The sequence below is a fragment of the Bacillus halotolerans genome (genome assembly GCF_004006435.1).
GTDB classification, from domain to species: domain Bacteria; phylum Bacillota; class Bacilli; order Bacillales; family Bacillaceae; genus Bacillus; species Bacillus halotolerans.
This window is the reverse complement of record NZ_CP029364.1, coordinates 1015949-1031015: the sequence shown is the minus strand read 5'-3', so window position 1 is coordinate 1031015 and position 15067 is coordinate 1015949. Positions and strand designations below refer to the sequence as shown.

The following is a 15067-nucleotide window of genomic DNA, read 5'->3' as shown; positions in this document are numbered from 1 at the left end:
GACGATTACACCGCGCCGGAGTTTTTTTCATTTTTCTTGAAGGAAATGACGTAGGATATGTGCTGGATGATCATGATGATAAACACGATAATAATAGGGAAAAAGGGAATGTGTGACTGAAACAGCGGATAAAAAATGAGCAGGACAGCGGCGGCAGGCAGTGAAAAGTAGACGGCGATATATGACGCACGGCAGGCTTTTGCCGTCATCATCTGCTCTCTTTCATCCTGTTCCTCAAATTCATCTGGCAGCAGAAGATTTTTTGATGCAGGTCGGCTTTTCTTTTGTAAATAGATATAAACTGCAGCTGCCGCAATAAAAAGAATAAACGGGGTGATGTTTATTTCAAACATCATCTGGCCGTTCCTTGTGCTGAAAAAGGCTCCAATGCCTTCCGAAGCTTCAAAGTATGAAATCAGTGTCCAGCATGCAAGGCCGAACAAAACGAGGTGAAATGCTGCTTTTGTTTTCATGCCCATATTAGTCTTCCTCCTCTAGCCAAAAGACATCCTCCATTTTCATGGAGAAGGCTTTGCAGATTTTTAATGCTAATAACAGTGAGGGAACATAGTCTCCTTTTTCAATTGCTGCTACCGTTTGTCTCGTGACGCCGACCGTTTCTCCGAGTTTTTCCTGAGAATAGCTGAAGCGCGCTCTGAGCTCTTTCACTTTATTTTTCATCATGACGTCTGCCACCTTCACATTCTCACTTTCTTCCATTGTATAGTTTATTTAACATTATGTAAATGTAACTTAACAATATTACAAAAATAAAAATTTCTTTCGACAAATTTTTTATATTCTCTTGACGAAAAATTAATAAACGTGTAACATAATAAAAGTCAAAGCGGTGCTGACACCGCCAATAACAAATGCGGGTGTAGTTTAGTGGTAAAACCTCAGCCTTCCAAGCTGATGTCGTGAGTTCGATTCTCATCACCCGCTCCATACATACGTTATTAACGCAGTGTTTCGTTTCTCAGATAAACGAAGTATTGCGTTTTTTTATGTGAAAAAGAACACGAATCTCGTGTTCTTTTACGTAAGCCAATGTACTGTATGGCCGCCGCCGTGAATTTGTTCAAACATTTTCGTTAATGATGTTAATAGGTTAACGGCGTTTTCTTTTTTAATCGATGGCGGGAAAAAGATGATTTGCAGCATGCTTTTTGTATCTGCGGTGACGGGTTTTTGATTGACTTTGTTTTTGAAATCGCCGAATACCCCGTCTTCATCAGAATAAATCAGTATGTTATCTTTTTCTCCTACTGAAATCCGGACTGGCTCCTGGAGCTTGCCGGCATCATAGATCATAATGGGGAGAGAATATTTTAACGCGAAAAAATGTATGGTATCATGGGCTGAATCCTCGCTTTCCATGAATTGTTCTTTGGATATCGGGATCAGCATTTGCTCCATCGGCGTTTTTTCTCCCTCGAATGAAGGGTCAAGCTGCTTAAAGATTGTCTGCCATTCTTTGACGTAAGGCTGGCTGGAAATTCCGCCGTCCGCATAGTCAAAAAACAGGGACTCTTGAAATAAACGAAGTCTGCCTTTCAGCATTTGCGGAGAGGATCCGACTTCAATATTTTCATATATCACAGCGGCTGCATTTATTCCTGCCGCTCGTTCAGTAATAACAGGATCAAGTTTGATATTCACATGCATTCACTCCAATTACGGGATATCAACCTATTATACAACGGCTTATTGTTTTATCACAAAGAAAGGAGGCTGTGCAAACCATGAACGTTTATCAGCTGAAAGAAGAATTAATTGAATACGCGAAAAGCATTGGCGTGGACAAGATCGGTTTTACGACCGCTGATACATTTGACAGTTTAAAAGACCGTTTGATTCTTCAGGAGTCACTCGGATATCTTTCCGGTTTTGAAGAGCCTGATATTGAAAAAAGAGTGACGCCGACGCTGCTTTTGCCGAAAGCGAAATCAATCGTGGCGATTGCACTTGCTTATCCTTCGAGAATGAAGGATGCGCCAAGAAGCACGCGAACTGAGCGCAGAGGCATTTTTTGCAGAGCCTCCTGGGGAAAGGACTATCATGACGTCCTGCGGGAAAAGCTCGATCTTCTGGAGGATTTCCTGAGAAGCAAGCATGAGGATATCAGGACAAAATCAATGGTCGATACGGGTGAATTGTCTGATCGGGCAGTGGCGGAACGGGCCGGAATTGGGTTCAGCGCCAAAAATTGTATGATTACAACGCCAGAGTACGGGTCTTATGTGTATTTGGCGGAAATGATTACAAATATACCTTTCGAGCCGGATGTGCCGATTGAGGATATGTGCGGATCATGCACCAAATGTTTAGATGCTTGCCCGACGGGAGCGCTTGTGAACCCTGGGCAGCTTAACGCTCAGCGCTGTATATCTTTTCTGACCCAGACAAAAGGATTTTTGCCGGATGAATTCCGCACGAAAATCGGAAACCGACTGTATGGATGCGATACGTGCCAAACGGTATGTCCAATCAATAAAGGGAAGGATTTTCATCTGCATCCTGAAATGGAACCGGACCCCGAGATTGCAAAACCGTTGCTGAAGCCGCTTTTAACCATCAGCAACCGTGAATTTAAAGAGAAATTCGGACATGTTTCAGGCTCGTGGCGCGGAAAAAAACCGATTCAGCGGAACGCGATTCTGGCGCTTGCCCACTTTAAAGACACCTCCGCACTGCCTGAACTGACGGAGCTTATGCATAAAGATCCGCGCCCGGTCATCAGGGGAACGGCTGCCTGGGCTATCGGGAAAATCGGAGACAACACATACGCGGAGGAGCTTGAAAAAGCACTGGAAAAAGAAAATGATGAAGAGGCAAAGCAGGAAATTGAAAAAGGAATTGAATTGCTAAAAGCCGGCATGACTAAATAAGTCTTGTCCTGACATACGTATAGAGCAGAAGGAAAAAACACTTGAGATGCAGCCAAGTGTTTTTTCTCTATAAAAAAGTATGTCGGGTGGGGTGAGCTTGAAGCACATATTAGAACAACTAGCGGAGGAGCGTCTCAGCTATCTGGTCAACGGGCATGATCTGAGACAGGAGCCTCAAGTCGGAGACCTGGAAGTCATGGAACGAAAGAAAAAGCTTCTGGAAAAACGTAAGATTGAGATGATAAAAGCGAAAGCAAAAGCTGTCATAGACTATGTGCAGGTTGAGGATGACGGAACCGCCTGCATCAGGTATATCATACACTTCGAATATCTATACAAGGAGCAGGATGGCAGTCTGTATATGGAAGAGCAGATAGAAGAAAGAGTCGCTTTTGTTTATGATCAAATTCTGATTAAGGATCAGGAAGTGATAAAAAAACCGGCGGGGTTTAGTGAAGGCCAAAGCATTATTGACTATTCACAGGAAGAAAGGGAAGCGTTTGGCCGAGCTTTTCAATATGACCGGCTCGGAGCGGTACAATATGCAGAAAAATATTGGAACAAGCGTAATCCGGCTTATAAGAATTTCAGCGATAATTGCACGAATTTTATTTCTCAGTGTCTTCATGCAGGAGGAGCGCCAATGCGCGGTCACCCGAACAGAGGATCTGGCTGGTGGATGAAACAAAGCTCTTGGAGCTATAGCTGGACGGTGGCGCACTCGATGAAAATGTATTTGACGAATTCCAAGGCCGGCCTTCGAGCGGTTCGGGTGAAATCAGCGGAAGAGCTGGTGCCGGGTGATGTGATTTGCTATGATTTTGAGGGAGATGGCCGGTTTAATCATACAACGATTGTGGTGGCGAAGGACAAAGGCAATATGCCGCTTGTCAACGCCCAGTCCTATGACAGCCGGATGAGGTATTGGTCATACGAGGATTCAACTGCATACACACCGTCTATCCGATATGCCTTTTTTCATATCGTTGATGATACGACAAAAGAGTAATTAATGATATAATGATGGGCGGATAAGAAAAATAGAGGTGAACACAGTGGCATTACATGTCGTTTTATATCAACCAGAAATTCCTGCTAATACAGGGAATATCGCACGTACTTGCGCAGCAACAGATACAACGCTCCACCTGATTCGTCCGCTCGGCTTTTCAACAGATGATAAAATGCTGAAGCGCGCCGGACTTGATTATTGGGAGTTTGTAAACGTAGTGTATCATGACTCGTTAGAAGAATTGTTTGAGGCATATAAAAAAGGGCAGTTTTTCTTCATCACGAAATTCGGCCAAAAGCCGCATACATCTTTTGACTACACGGATATTGACGAGGATTATTTCTTTGTATTCGGAAGAGAAACAAGCGGCTTGCCAAAGGAATTAATTCAAAATAATATGGACCGATGCCTGCGTCTTCCGATGACAGAGCATGTCAGATCGCTAAATCTGTCCAATACCGCAGCGATTCTTGTGTATGAGGCGCTGCGTCAGCAAAATTACCGAGATTTAAAATAGTGAAAAACCCGCTCATGTGTATGGGCGGGTTTTTTTGTGTTATGGAACTTTATTCTGGGCTTAACAACGTAACAGTGTTATGTTACAATGTATCCATCAAAGGAGCTGGACTTATGGAAGATCAATTAATCTCTAAAAAAGAATTGCTTGAAGAAACATCCATCTCATACGGTCAGCTGTATCGATGGAAACGAAAAAATTTAATCCCTGAGGAGTGGTTTATACGTAAATCCACATTTACAGGGCAAGAGACGTTTTTTCCTAGAGAGGATATTTTAAAGCGCATTTCAATCATTCAAAAGATGAAAGAAAATTTGTCTTTGGATGAGATGCGGGAGATGCTGTCACCGAAAATGAAGGATGTGAACATGACAGCTGATGAATTGCTGACGAAAGGTTTGATATCAAAGCCGGCTCTGCATGTCTTTTCAGAAGGTGGAGCAGACACGGTGTTTTCTTCTCGGGAGCTGTTGTCGCTGTATGTGCTTGAAGGGCTTTTACAATCCGGAAATGTCAGCTTGGAAGAAGTGAAAATGGCTGCTGAGGTATTGAGGAAGTATGATACAGCGGAGATCAAGAAGCAGACGGAACTGATCATTTTACGCAAGCTGGGTGTAACGACTTGTTTTATAGCGGCTGCCGCAGACAGCATCCTTTTTGAGTCGTCCGTCAAGATTGTCGATAGAGTGGATTTAGCAAATGCTTCAGAGGAACTAAAGACAAAATATATGCAGGAGGGCCATCAATGGAAATAATGGATAATCTGGTGATAAACGGTACGGGGAGTTCAAAGGGCGGAAAATTTCAATCAGTTGAGATTAATGGCAGCGGAACCGTGGCCGGAGACGTGGAGTGTGACTCTTTTTCATTTAACGGGACCGGTAAAGCGGATGGGAGCGTCAAGGCAAAAACAGTAACCATCAGCGGTTCAGGGAAAATTCATGGGGATGTTGAAGCAGAATCCATCCGCATGAATGGAACAGGCTTTATTCAAGGTGATACCGCCGCTAAACAATTGAAGGTTGCGGGATCGTCAACATTTGGCGGAACAGTCAAGGCTGATGACATTGTGATCACCGGAAAGGCGGTCATGGAAGCTGATTGTGAAACGGAAACATTTCAGACCGAAGGGAAATGCAAAGTCAGCGGTCTTTTAAATGCTGATCAGGTGAATATAAAGCTTTCTTCCGGAGAGAGTTATGTGCGGGAAATCGGCTGCCGCCATCTTCAAGTGACGGGCAGAAAAGGGATGCTGACATTGCTGAAGCTGATGCCGACCCCTGTGTTAACGGCTGAACTGATCGAGGGGGACGTGATTGAGCTGACAAATACGAACGCCAAGACTGTGCGGGGAAACACAGTGAAAATCGGTCCGAACTGCCGGATTGAGACCGTGGAATACAGCGGTGATTATACTTGTGATCCGAACGCTTCGGTAGGCACGTACACAAGAATGTAAGGAGGATCATATGGAAACAGTAAAATTAGGGAATTTAAAATTATATGGTGCCGGACACGCTGCGGGAGGTGCCTATCACCATGTCAGCATCAAAGGTGAAGGTACGGTTGGAGAAGGACTGTCTGCTGCAGGCTGCCGCATATACGGCACAGGCCGTTTTCTCGGGAACGCGGAGACTGAACGGCTGAAAGTATTCGGAGAAAGCGAGTTTGAAGGTGATTTGACTGCGGACAAAATCAGCATATATGGGACGATGCAAGTCAGAGGCGCTCTTCATGTTGGCCGATTGAAGCTGAAGGGTCTGACTGAGATCGGCGGCAATATGGCAGGGGATTCGTGTGAAGCAAAAGGAAAGCTCAGCGTGAAAGGCGATTGTGAAATCGAATCGTTTCATATCACTGGCTGTGTGGACGTAACAGGTTTGTTGAATGCAGGCGAGATTGATATCGGATTGAGCCATGATGCCAGCCGGGTTCGGGAAATAGGCGGAACGTCCATTACTGTAAAAAAACGTGCGCGCTTTTTTACGCGAAAAAAAGCGAAACTAACTGCGGAGCTGATTGAAGGAGATAAAATCTATTTGGAAAATACCGAGGCGGCGGTTGTCAGAGGGAAAGAAGTCGTTATCGGGCCCGGCTGTAAAATCGGCACAGTTGAGTTTGAAAACAAATGCGAATGCGATCAGCATTCAAAAATGATGAAAAGAATTAAGTTGTAAAACATTGTTCTGTTACAAAGAAAAAGGGTGCTCTCAGGAGGGAGCACCCTTTTCTTTTTATTCTTTTCCCGGCTTGCTATCGTACCCTGCGGTAAAAATTGATACTAAAAAAGTGACAATGACTCCCATCATGATGATTGTTTTCACCGTCTCTCCCCCTCTTCAATTTTTCCTGCTGTCCGAGTCTGGATGATTCTGTATTTTCTTTATTATGAACGCACGCAGTCTGCCTTGTCAACGCTGTATAAGGTATCTTTATTTTTAAGAAACCAAAGCATGTATCACGAGCTGACGGCATAGATTGTATCAAAGTACCTTTTTTTGCACAGCGCATCAAACATGATAGAGGAGGTCCTTATGGATATATTAAAGAAAATTGAAAAGTACAGAGAGGAAGAGCAGCGTCTGAAATGGGAAGGAACATTCGCTGATTATTTGGAGATTATTAAAGAAAATCCAATGGTCGCGCAATCTGCTCATTCTCGTGTTTTTAATATGATAAAAGACAGCGGGATAGAGGAGATTGACGGACGGAAGAAGTACAGCTTTTTTGACCGCGAGCTGTTCGGGCTTGAAGAATCCCTCGAGCGCCTTGTGGAAGAATATTTTCATCCGGCTGCGAAAAGGCTTGATGTCAGAAAGCGGATTTTGCTTTTAATGGGCCCTGTGAGCGGCGGTAAATCAACGCTGGTCACGATGCTCAAAAAAGGTCTTGAAGCGTACACGCTGACGGATAATGGTGCTGTATACGCGATTAAAGGCTGCCCGATGCACGAGGACCCCCTTCATTTAATCCCTCATCATTTGCGGGAGGATTTTTACAGAGAATACGGCATTAGAATAGAAGGAAGTCTTTCACCATTAAATGTGATGAGGCTGGAGGAAGAGTACGGAGGGCGTATTGAAGATGTGAGGGTGGAGCGGATCTTCTTTTCTGAGGATAAGCGTACGGGAATCGGCACCTTCAGCCCGTCTGACCCGAAATCTCAGGATATTGCCGATTTGACGGGAAGTATTGATTTTTCAACCATTGCCGAGTACGGTTCTGAATCTGATCCGCGCGCCTACCGGTTTGACGGAGAGTTGAACAAGGCGAACCGAGGCATGATGGAGTTTCAGGAGATGCTGAAATGTGATGAGAAGTTTCTCTGGCATTTGCTCTCACTGACACAGGAAGGGAATTTTAAAGCCGGGCGATTTGCGTTAATTTCTGCTGATGAGCTGATCGTAGCTCACACGAATGAAACGGAGTATCGCTCATTTATTTCTAATAAGAAAAACGAAGCCCTGCACTCCAGAATTATTGTGATGCCTGTTCCTTATAACTTAAAAGTGTCTGAGGAAGAAAGAATTTATGAAAAAATGATCGCAGAAAGTGATGTATCGGATGTTCATATTGCTCCTCACACCCTTAAGGTCGCCGCGATGTTTTCAATCCTTACGAGATTAAAAGAGCCGAAGCGGTCTGATATTGATCTGGTGAAGAAAATGAGACTGTATGACGGAGAAAGTGTGGAAGGCTTTAATTCAGTAGACGTTGAGGACATGAAGAAAGAATATAATGATGAGGGGATGAGCGGAATTGACCCGCGCTACGTGATCAACCGCATTTCTTCAACCATTATCAGAAAAAATATGGAGTCGATCAATTCCCTTGATGTTCTCCGTTCTTTAAAAGAAGGACTTGATCAGCATCCGTCTATTTCAAACGAGGATCGGGAGCGGTACTTGAATTTTATTTCCGCAGCACGTAAGGAATATGATGATATTGCGAAGAAGGAAGTCCAAAAAGCGTTTGTGTATTCATATGAAGAATCAGCCAAAACGCTCATGGATAATTATCTCGACAACGTAGAGGCTTATTGCAATAAAAATAAGCTGCGTGATCCTTTGACAGGGGAAGAAATGAATCCGGACGAAAAGCTGATGAGATCGATCGAAGAACAGATCGGCATTTCCGAAAACGCGAAAAAAGCGTTCCGCGAAGAAATCTTAATCCGCATCTCCGCTTATGCGAGAAAAGGAAAGCGGTTTGACTACAATTCCCACGAAAGACTGCGTGAAGCCATTCAGAAAAAATTGTTTGCTGATTTGAAGGATGTCGTTAAAATTACGACCTCAACGAAAACGCCTGATGAGCAGCAGCTGAAGAAAGTAAATGAAGTCGTGGCCCGTTTAATTGATGAGCACGGCTACAACTCGACGAGTGCCAATGAGCTGCTGAAATACGTCGGCAGCCTGCTGAACCGATAAGCAAGTGACCCGTCCGAACAGGGCGGGTTGTTTTGTACCATTTTCTAAATAGTTTGTCAATTAACTGTACTTATGCGCATATGATGAATATAAATCTTTTCGAAAGACTTGTTTCATAATCTGGCACAAGCCGGAATAGGTATGTATCACGACCATAAATGGTTAAGGAGGGGAATTCATGTCCCAAAATGACAGCGGCCATTTTTTGATTTCTGAGGAAAACTGGTCCCTCCATCGCAAAGGCTTCGATGACCAGCAGCGCCACCAAAAAAAAGTACAGGAAGCCATAAAAAACAATCTCCCGGATCTCGTAACCGAGGAAAGCATTATTATGTCTAACGGCAAGGATGTAGTGAAAATTCCAATCCGCTCACTGGATGAGTATAAAATCCGCTATAACTACGATAAAAATAAACATGTAGGGCAAGGGGACGGCGACAGCCAGGTTGGAGATGTGGTAGCCCGGGACGGATCAGACAAAAAGCAGGGGCCGGGTAAAGGCCAGGGGGCCGGAGATCAGGCAGGCGAGGATTATTATGAAGCAGAAGTTTCACTAATGGATTTAGAAGAAGCGCTCTTCAAAGAATTAGAGCTTCCGAATCTTCAGCAAAAAGAAAGAGATAATATCATCCACACGGATATTGAGTTTAACGATATCCGTAAAACAGGGTTAACCGGTAATATTGATAAGAAAAGAACAATGATGTCGGCTTTTAAACGCAACGCGATGACAGGGAAGCCGTCTTTCTATCCGATTTATCCGGAGGACTTAAAATATAAAACATGGAATGATGTCACGAAGCCTGAGTCAAAAGCTGTCGTGTTAGCAATGATGGATACGAGCGGCAGTATGGGCGTGTGGGAAAAGTACATGGCGAGAAGCTTCTTTTTCTGGATGACCCGCTTTTTACGGACGAAATATGAAACAGTTGAAATTGAATTTATTGCCCATCATACAGAAGCAAAAGTTGTGTCTGAGGAAGATTTCTTTTCAAAGGGAGAAAGCGGCGGAACAATCTGTTCTTCCGTATATCGAAAGTCGCTTGAGCTGATCGATGAAAAATACAGCCCCGCCCGTTATAATATTTACCCTTTTCATTTCTCCGACGGCGACAATCTCACATCTGATAATGCCCGGTGCGTGAAATTGGTGAATGATATTATGAAGAAAGCAAATTTATTCTGTTATGGCGAGGTCAATCAATACAATAGACACTCGACGTTAATGTCGGCTTATAAAAATGTGAAAGACGAGAAATTCAAATACTATATTTTAAAGCAGAAGTCAGACGTTTTTCAGGCGCTGAAGAACTTTTTTAGAAATGAAGAAACTGGCATCAGCCATCAATTATCCTAGTGAATAGCCCATTTCAGGGCTTTTTTTTATTTAAAAAAAGTAAGAAAGCGATTACAAAAAAAATAAGAGGAAAAAAGGAATTTTTCCTTTGACAAATCTTCTTTCATTTATTAATATTTTATCTTGTGAACTATTATTGAGGAATGAGGTGAAAAGGAGTTGACTGAATCAGAACGTGCTTTGCTCACTTTTGAACAGCTCTTCGATACGTCTCGGGCTATCTATAAAAAACAGAAGAAGATATTGGAGATTGTGCTTGAGCCTTTTGATATTACAGTCCTTCAATATTTACTGATGTTTAAAATTCATCAAAGCGGAAGCACGCCGCTCAGCAAGCTGGCCATGTCTCTTGATCTTAAGCCTGCTTCTGTGACCCGGATGACCGATATCCTATATAACCGGCAATTGATGAATCGATATGACAGTCCGGATGACCGCCGTATCGTCATGATTCAGTTAACCGAAGAGGGGGAAAAACTTTTACAGAAAGCCGCTGTGCAATACGCAAAAATGGGCGCGAGCCTGTATCAGAAGCTTGACACGTCTCAGCTTCAATATTTGCGTAAGCTTGCCGGGAGTTTATCTAAGCTCGCTGAAGGCTGTGCAGAAAAAAGCGGTAATTGAAAACTTCCCACATATTTTCACCAGCTTTCCACAAAATGATAGAGGAAGAAACGAAAGGAGAAAAACAAAATGAACAGAGGACGTTTAATTCTGACCAACATTATCGGTTTGATTGTTGTTCTTGCAATTATAGGCGGAGGTGCTTACTACTATTATCAAAGCACAAACTACGTAAAAACAGATGAAGCAAAAGTAGCCGGCGATATGGCAGCTATCTCAGCTCCAGCAGCAGGTAAAGTATCCGACTGGGATCTTGAAGAAGGAAAAACAGTGAAAAAAGGCGACACAGTTGCAAAAATCAAAGGTGAACAAACTGTTGATGTAAAATCCATCATGGATGGAACAATTGTGAAAAACGAAGTGAAAAACGGACAAACCGTACAGGCTGGTACAACAATTGCGCAAACGATTGACATGGACAATCTGTACATCACAGCAAATATTAAAGAAACAGATATTGCGGATGTTGAAGTAGGAAATAGTGTAGACGTAGTAGTTGACGGAGATCCTGATACAACTTTTGACGGTACTGTAGAAGAAATTGGCTATGCGACGAACTCAACTTTTGATATGCTTCCATCTACAAATTCAAGCGGAAACTACACAAAAGTAACGCAAAAAGTTCCTGTTAAAATTTCAATCAAAAACCCATCTGATAAGGTGCTTCCAGGTATGAATGCATCTGTTAAGATTTCTGAGTAAAACAGATCAGTCATCAAACCATGAAAGGAGGTTGTCTTAGATGGCTACAGGCAAAGAAAAAAATACAAAAAGCCCTATGACATTGCTGATTGTGCTAATGGCGGGTTTGTTTTTGGCAATACTAAACCAAACATTGCTTAACGTCGCAATGCCGCACTTAATGACTGAATTTGGCGTAAGTGCAACGACGATTCAGTGGCTGACAACAGGTTACATGCTTGTTAACGGCGTATTGATTCCGTTATCTGCCTTCCTGATTACACGTTTTGGCCAACGGAGTCTCTTTCTCGTCGCCATGTTCTGTTTTACGCTCGGTACGTTAGTCTGCGGTATCGCACCTAACTTCTCTGTAATGCTGATCGGCCGTTTGATCCAGGCCGTGGGCGGAGGTATCTTGCAGCCGCTCGTTATGACAACCATTCTGTTAATCTTCCCGCCTGAAAGCAGGGGGAAAGGAATGGGGATTTTCGGACTTGCGATGATGTTTGCTCCAGCGGTCGGCCCGACTCTTTCTGGGTGGATTATTGAGCATTACACATGGCGCATCATGTTTTACGGACTTGTGCCGATCGGCGCAATTGTTATCATCGTGGCTTTCTTCATCTTTAAGAATCTGGTGGAGCCGCAAAAAATCAAACTCGACACACTTGGAGCGATCCTCTCAATTGTCGGTTTCGCATCCTTATTATACGGAGTCAGTGAAGCGGGTTCTGACGGCTGGACCGACCCGGTTGTACTGTCTACAGTTATAATCGGCGTCATTGCAATTATTGCTTTTGTTGTTCAGCAATTGCGCCATGATGATCCGATGCTTGATTTCAGAGTGTTTAAATACGACATTTTCTCACTCTCAAGTGTTATTAATATCATTATTACAGTGGCACTTTACACTGGTATGTTCCTGTTACCGATCTATCTGCAAAACCTGGTCGGATTTACGGCGCTTCAATCCGGTCTGCTTCTGCTTCCGGGTGCGATCGTGATGCTGATCATGTCACCGATTTCAGGTATTTTGTTTGATAAATTCGGCCCGAGACCGCTTGCGATTATCGGTCTGGTCGTGACAGTGGTGACAACATTCCAATATACGCAATTGACCATCGATACACCGTATACACACATTATGCTTGTATACTCAATTCGCGCATTCGGTATGTCACTCTTAATGATGCCTGTCATGACAGCCGGGATGAACCAGCTTCCTGCCCGTCTGAACAGTCACGGAACGGCGATGAGCAACACGCTCCGCCAAATCAGCGGATCAATTGGAACAAGCTTAATTACGACGATTTATACAAACCGCACGACATTCCATTATTCACAAATTGCAGATAAAACAAGCACGGCGGACCCGAACTTCCTCCATGCGTTCCAAAATGCAGTTTCGAATATAATGGTGAATATGAATGTGCCCTATGAAACAGCGAAAACGTATGTTTACTCACATATTTATAAACACGCGACACTCGATTCAAACGTCATGGGGATTAATGACGCCTTTATGTGGGCGACATTATTCTGTGTGGCAGGTGTGATTCTCAGTCTTTTCCTGCGTGATGTCAGAAAAGATAAATTGCGTGCGGAGAAAAAGAAAAAAGAGGAGCTTTCATTGCTTCCGGCTCCAAAAGAAGTTAAGGAATCTTAAACTGTACAGGGAGGTTTCCTGAATGAAAATTTATGTAGTGTATGACAGTGAAGGCGAACATACAAAGGTATTGGCAGAAGCGATTGCTGAAGGCGCTCGGGAAAACGACGCGGCTGAAGTATTCATCGACCACGTAGATCAGGCGGATATCCGCAAGCTTAAAGACATGGACGCGATTATTTGGGGATGCCCCGGGCATTTCGGAACAATCAGTGCAGGTCTGAAAACTTGGATCGACAGACTCGGCTACTTATGGGCTGAAGGCGAGCTGATCAACAAAGTCGGCGCAGTATTCTGCACAACGGCAACAACACACGGCGGCTTGGAAATGACAATGCACAACTTAATCACGCCAATGTTCCACCAAGGGATGATTGTTGTCGGTCTGCCTGGCAATGTGCCTGAAAACGCGCTGTACGGTTCTTACTACGGAGCGGGCGTCACTTGCCCGGTAGACAGTGATGAGTTAATGTCTGAGGAAGGTATCCAGCTGGGCCGCGCATTAGGAAGACGCGTCAGCCAAGTCACAGGAAACTTAACAGCCGGACAGTAAGGAGAGGTTAAAATGGCCATTATTATAGCAATTATTGCTGCTGTCATTGTGATTGCGGGCCTTATCACGTATAACGTCCGCAACGCCTCTGCTGGACTCGAGAAGCGAGAAACAGCTGAAAAAATCGCCCCTCCAGAAGAGGAAGAAAACGAAGCACAATACCCTGCTGAAGCACGGGCTGCTGAGCATGTCCCAGCCGTTGTAAAAACTGACTCTGAAAAAGAGAAAAGTGACTCAATTGGGGATGACTTCTACAGGCAGGCGCTTCAAAAGTTTAAGCATTCTGAGGAAGATCAGAAAGACAAAGAGGTCGCTGAAAAAAGTGACAAAATGCAGGACAGCAGTTATCGTGATGCGCTGCTCTCCATGAAAAATAAAAAGAAATAATATCAAAGGCAAATCCGTTTACTCATGGCGGGTTTGCTTTTTTTATGCTGTTTAAATGCATAAAACTTGGTTTATTTTAAAATAAATCCATGGAATATGTTGTATTTCAGAAAGTTCTAGTGTACTATTTGTGTCATACACTTCATAAGTGTTTTTAGGAGGAAAAACAATGAAACCGTTTTGGGGTTTAGTAAAAAAGGATCTGAGACTGTCAAAAATGCGGTTTTTTGCATGTCTCGGTGCAGTCATACTTTTAGCTGCCGGAAGCTTTTTATTGGAACGATTGACTGAAGAACCTTTAGCTGCTTTTGGATGCTGGGTAATGCTTGCCATTTTTCAAGTGTTTTTAGCTCCTTTGCTGATCTACAATAGTCTTCGTGTAGAGGGGAAAAATCAGCTATGGTTATATAATCCAAACGGCGCAGCCGCGCTTTTACTCTCGAAGCTGACTACCGGTCTTGTCTATCAATTTATTTTTCAGTTTTTGATTTCAGTTTATGGAGTCTTTCTTTATCAGTACCTTGACTCAAAAGCGCTCATTGCTGATCAAGTTCCGCTTGCAGGCACTATACTGATCTTTAATCTTTATGGGCTGGTATTTACTGCTTATCTTTCCTGTGCGGTGATCCTGCTGTGGAATGTGTTTCATTCTTTAAAATCGAGTTCTTCCTTCATCAGGCGGTTTCGCTGGTTCATTTGTATGTTACTGGGGATAGGGTGGTTTTATGTAGAGGACCATTTGATCATGCCTTGGCTGACACCGCTGGATAAACTGTATTATTTCACAACGTATGGAGATGTCGGTTTTACATACAAGGGATCCTTAGGGTGGAGCGTGGAATTAAACATCTTCCATCTTCCCTATCCGTCTATTATAGTCATGCTGGTTTTGGCAGCTGTATTTCTTTTTCTGGCTTCCAGGCTCCTGCAGCGAAAAGTTGAGGTGTAG

The 15067-nt window shown here is 43.6% G+C and carries 16 protein-coding genes, 1 tRNA gene and 1 pseudogene; 15 read left to right on the top strand and 3 right to left on the bottom strand.

All coding sequences use genetic code 11. The features are described 5' to 3' along the window. Positions 1-5: 5 nt before the first annotated feature. Both DIC78_RS05195 and DIC78_RS05190 read right to left on the bottom strand, forming a co-directional pair. Complete coding sequence (locus tag DIC78_RS05195; RefSeq protein ID WP_024120681.1) at positions 6-479, bottom strand: hypothetical protein; 474 nt, start codon at positions 477-479, stop codon at positions 6-8. A gap of 1 nt (position 480) precedes the next feature. Next, positions 481-681, bottom strand: a complete 201-nt coding sequence (locus DIC78_RS05190; RefSeq protein ID WP_010333491.1) for a helix-turn-helix transcriptional regulator — start codon at positions 679-681, stop codon at positions 481-483. A gap of 193 nt (positions 682-874) precedes the next feature. On the opposite strand from DIC78_RS05190, the gene DIC78_RS05185 reads away from it, so the two are divergent. Continuing rightward, positions 875-948: transfer RNA gene (locus DIC78_RS05185), tRNA-Gly, on the top strand. A gap of 90 nt (positions 949-1038) precedes the next feature. Here the strand turns inward: DIC78_RS05185 and DIC78_RS05180 are convergent. After that, positions 1039-1662: a hypothetical protein gene (locus tag DIC78_RS05180; RefSeq protein WP_024120682.1), complete on the bottom strand. Its 624-nt coding sequence runs from the start codon at positions 1660-1662 to the stop codon at positions 1039-1041. Positions 1663-1745: 83 nt separating this feature from the next. Between DIC78_RS05180 and queG the strand changes: the two genes are divergently transcribed. From queG to DIC78_RS05110, 14 genes and pseudogenes are all read left to right on the top strand, one after another. Next, complete coding sequence (queG, locus tag DIC78_RS05175) at positions 1746-2891, top strand: tRNA epoxyqueuosine(34) reductase QueG (protein WP_059293184.1); 1146 nt, start codon at positions 1746-1748, stop codon at positions 2889-2891. Positions 2892-2970: 79 nt separating this feature from the next. Further along, positions 2971-3900, top strand: coding sequence for an amidase domain-containing protein (locus DIC78_RS05170; protein WP_127695628.1), 930 nt, complete (start codon positions 2971-2973; stop codon positions 3898-3900). A 37-nt stretch (positions 3901-3937) separates the two neighbouring features. After that, positions 3938-4420, top strand: a complete 483-nt coding sequence (gene trmL, locus DIC78_RS05165) for a tRNA (uridine(34)/cytosine(34)/5-carboxymethylaminomethyluridine(34)-2'-O)-methyltransferase TrmL (protein WP_081638260.1) — start codon at positions 3938-3940, stop codon at positions 4418-4420. Positions 4421-4533: 113 nt separating this feature from the next. Further along, a complete protein-coding gene (locus DIC78_RS05160) occupies positions 4534-5175 on the top strand; it encodes a YhbD family protein (protein ID WP_167492247.1) in 642 nt (213 codons plus the stop codon). Continuing rightward, positions 5166-5879, top strand: a complete 714-nt coding sequence (locus DIC78_RS05155; protein ID WP_059352592.1) for a bactofilin family protein — start codon at positions 5166-5168, stop codon at positions 5877-5879. The genes DIC78_RS05160 and DIC78_RS05155 overlap by 10 nt, the downstream gene beginning before the upstream one ends. Before the next feature lie 10 nt (positions 5880-5889). Then, entirely contained in the window at positions 5890-6597 is a 708-nt protein-coding gene (locus DIC78_RS05150; protein ID WP_024120687.1) for a polymer-forming cytoskeletal protein, read from the top strand. Positions 6598-6954: 357 nt separating this feature from the next. Beyond that, positions 6955-8850: a serine/threonine protein kinase PrkA gene (gene prkA / locus DIC78_RS05145; protein WP_024120689.1), complete on the top strand. Its 1896-nt coding sequence runs from the start codon at positions 6955-6957 to the stop codon at positions 8848-8850. A gap of 178 nt (positions 8851-9028) precedes the next feature. After that, positions 9029-10207, top strand: a complete 1179-nt coding sequence (gene yhbH / locus DIC78_RS05140; RefSeq protein ID WP_095713766.1) for a sporulation protein YhbH — start codon at positions 9029-9031, stop codon at positions 10205-10207. Between the two features lie 159 nt (positions 10208-10366). Next, positions 10367-10831: a MarR family transcriptional regulator gene (locus DIC78_RS05135; RefSeq protein WP_106021570.1), complete on the top strand. Its 465-nt coding sequence runs from the start codon at positions 10367-10369 to the stop codon at positions 10829-10831. A gap of 35 nt (positions 10832-10866) precedes the next feature. After that, a pseudogene (locus DIC78_RS05130) lies at positions 10867-11533 on the top strand (biotin/lipoyl-containing protein). Positions 11534-11573: 40 nt separating this feature from the next. After that, positions 11574-13178, top strand: coding sequence for an MFS transporter (locus DIC78_RS05125; protein ID WP_024120692.1), 1605 nt, complete (start codon positions 11574-11576; stop codon positions 13176-13178). A gap of 22 nt (positions 13179-13200) precedes the next feature. Beyond that, entirely contained in the window at positions 13201-13731 is a 531-nt protein-coding gene (locus DIC78_RS05120; protein ID WP_003224063.1) for an NAD(P)H-dependent oxidoreductase, read from the top strand. 12 nt (positions 13732-13743) lie between these two features. Then, entirely contained in the window at positions 13744-14118 is a 375-nt protein-coding gene (locus DIC78_RS05115) for a hypothetical protein (protein ID WP_106021568.1), read from the top strand. A gap of 169 nt (positions 14119-14287) precedes the next feature. Then, positions 14288-15067: a hypothetical protein gene (locus DIC78_RS05110; protein WP_024120694.1), complete on the top strand. Its 780-nt coding sequence runs from the start codon at positions 14288-14290 to the stop codon at positions 15065-15067.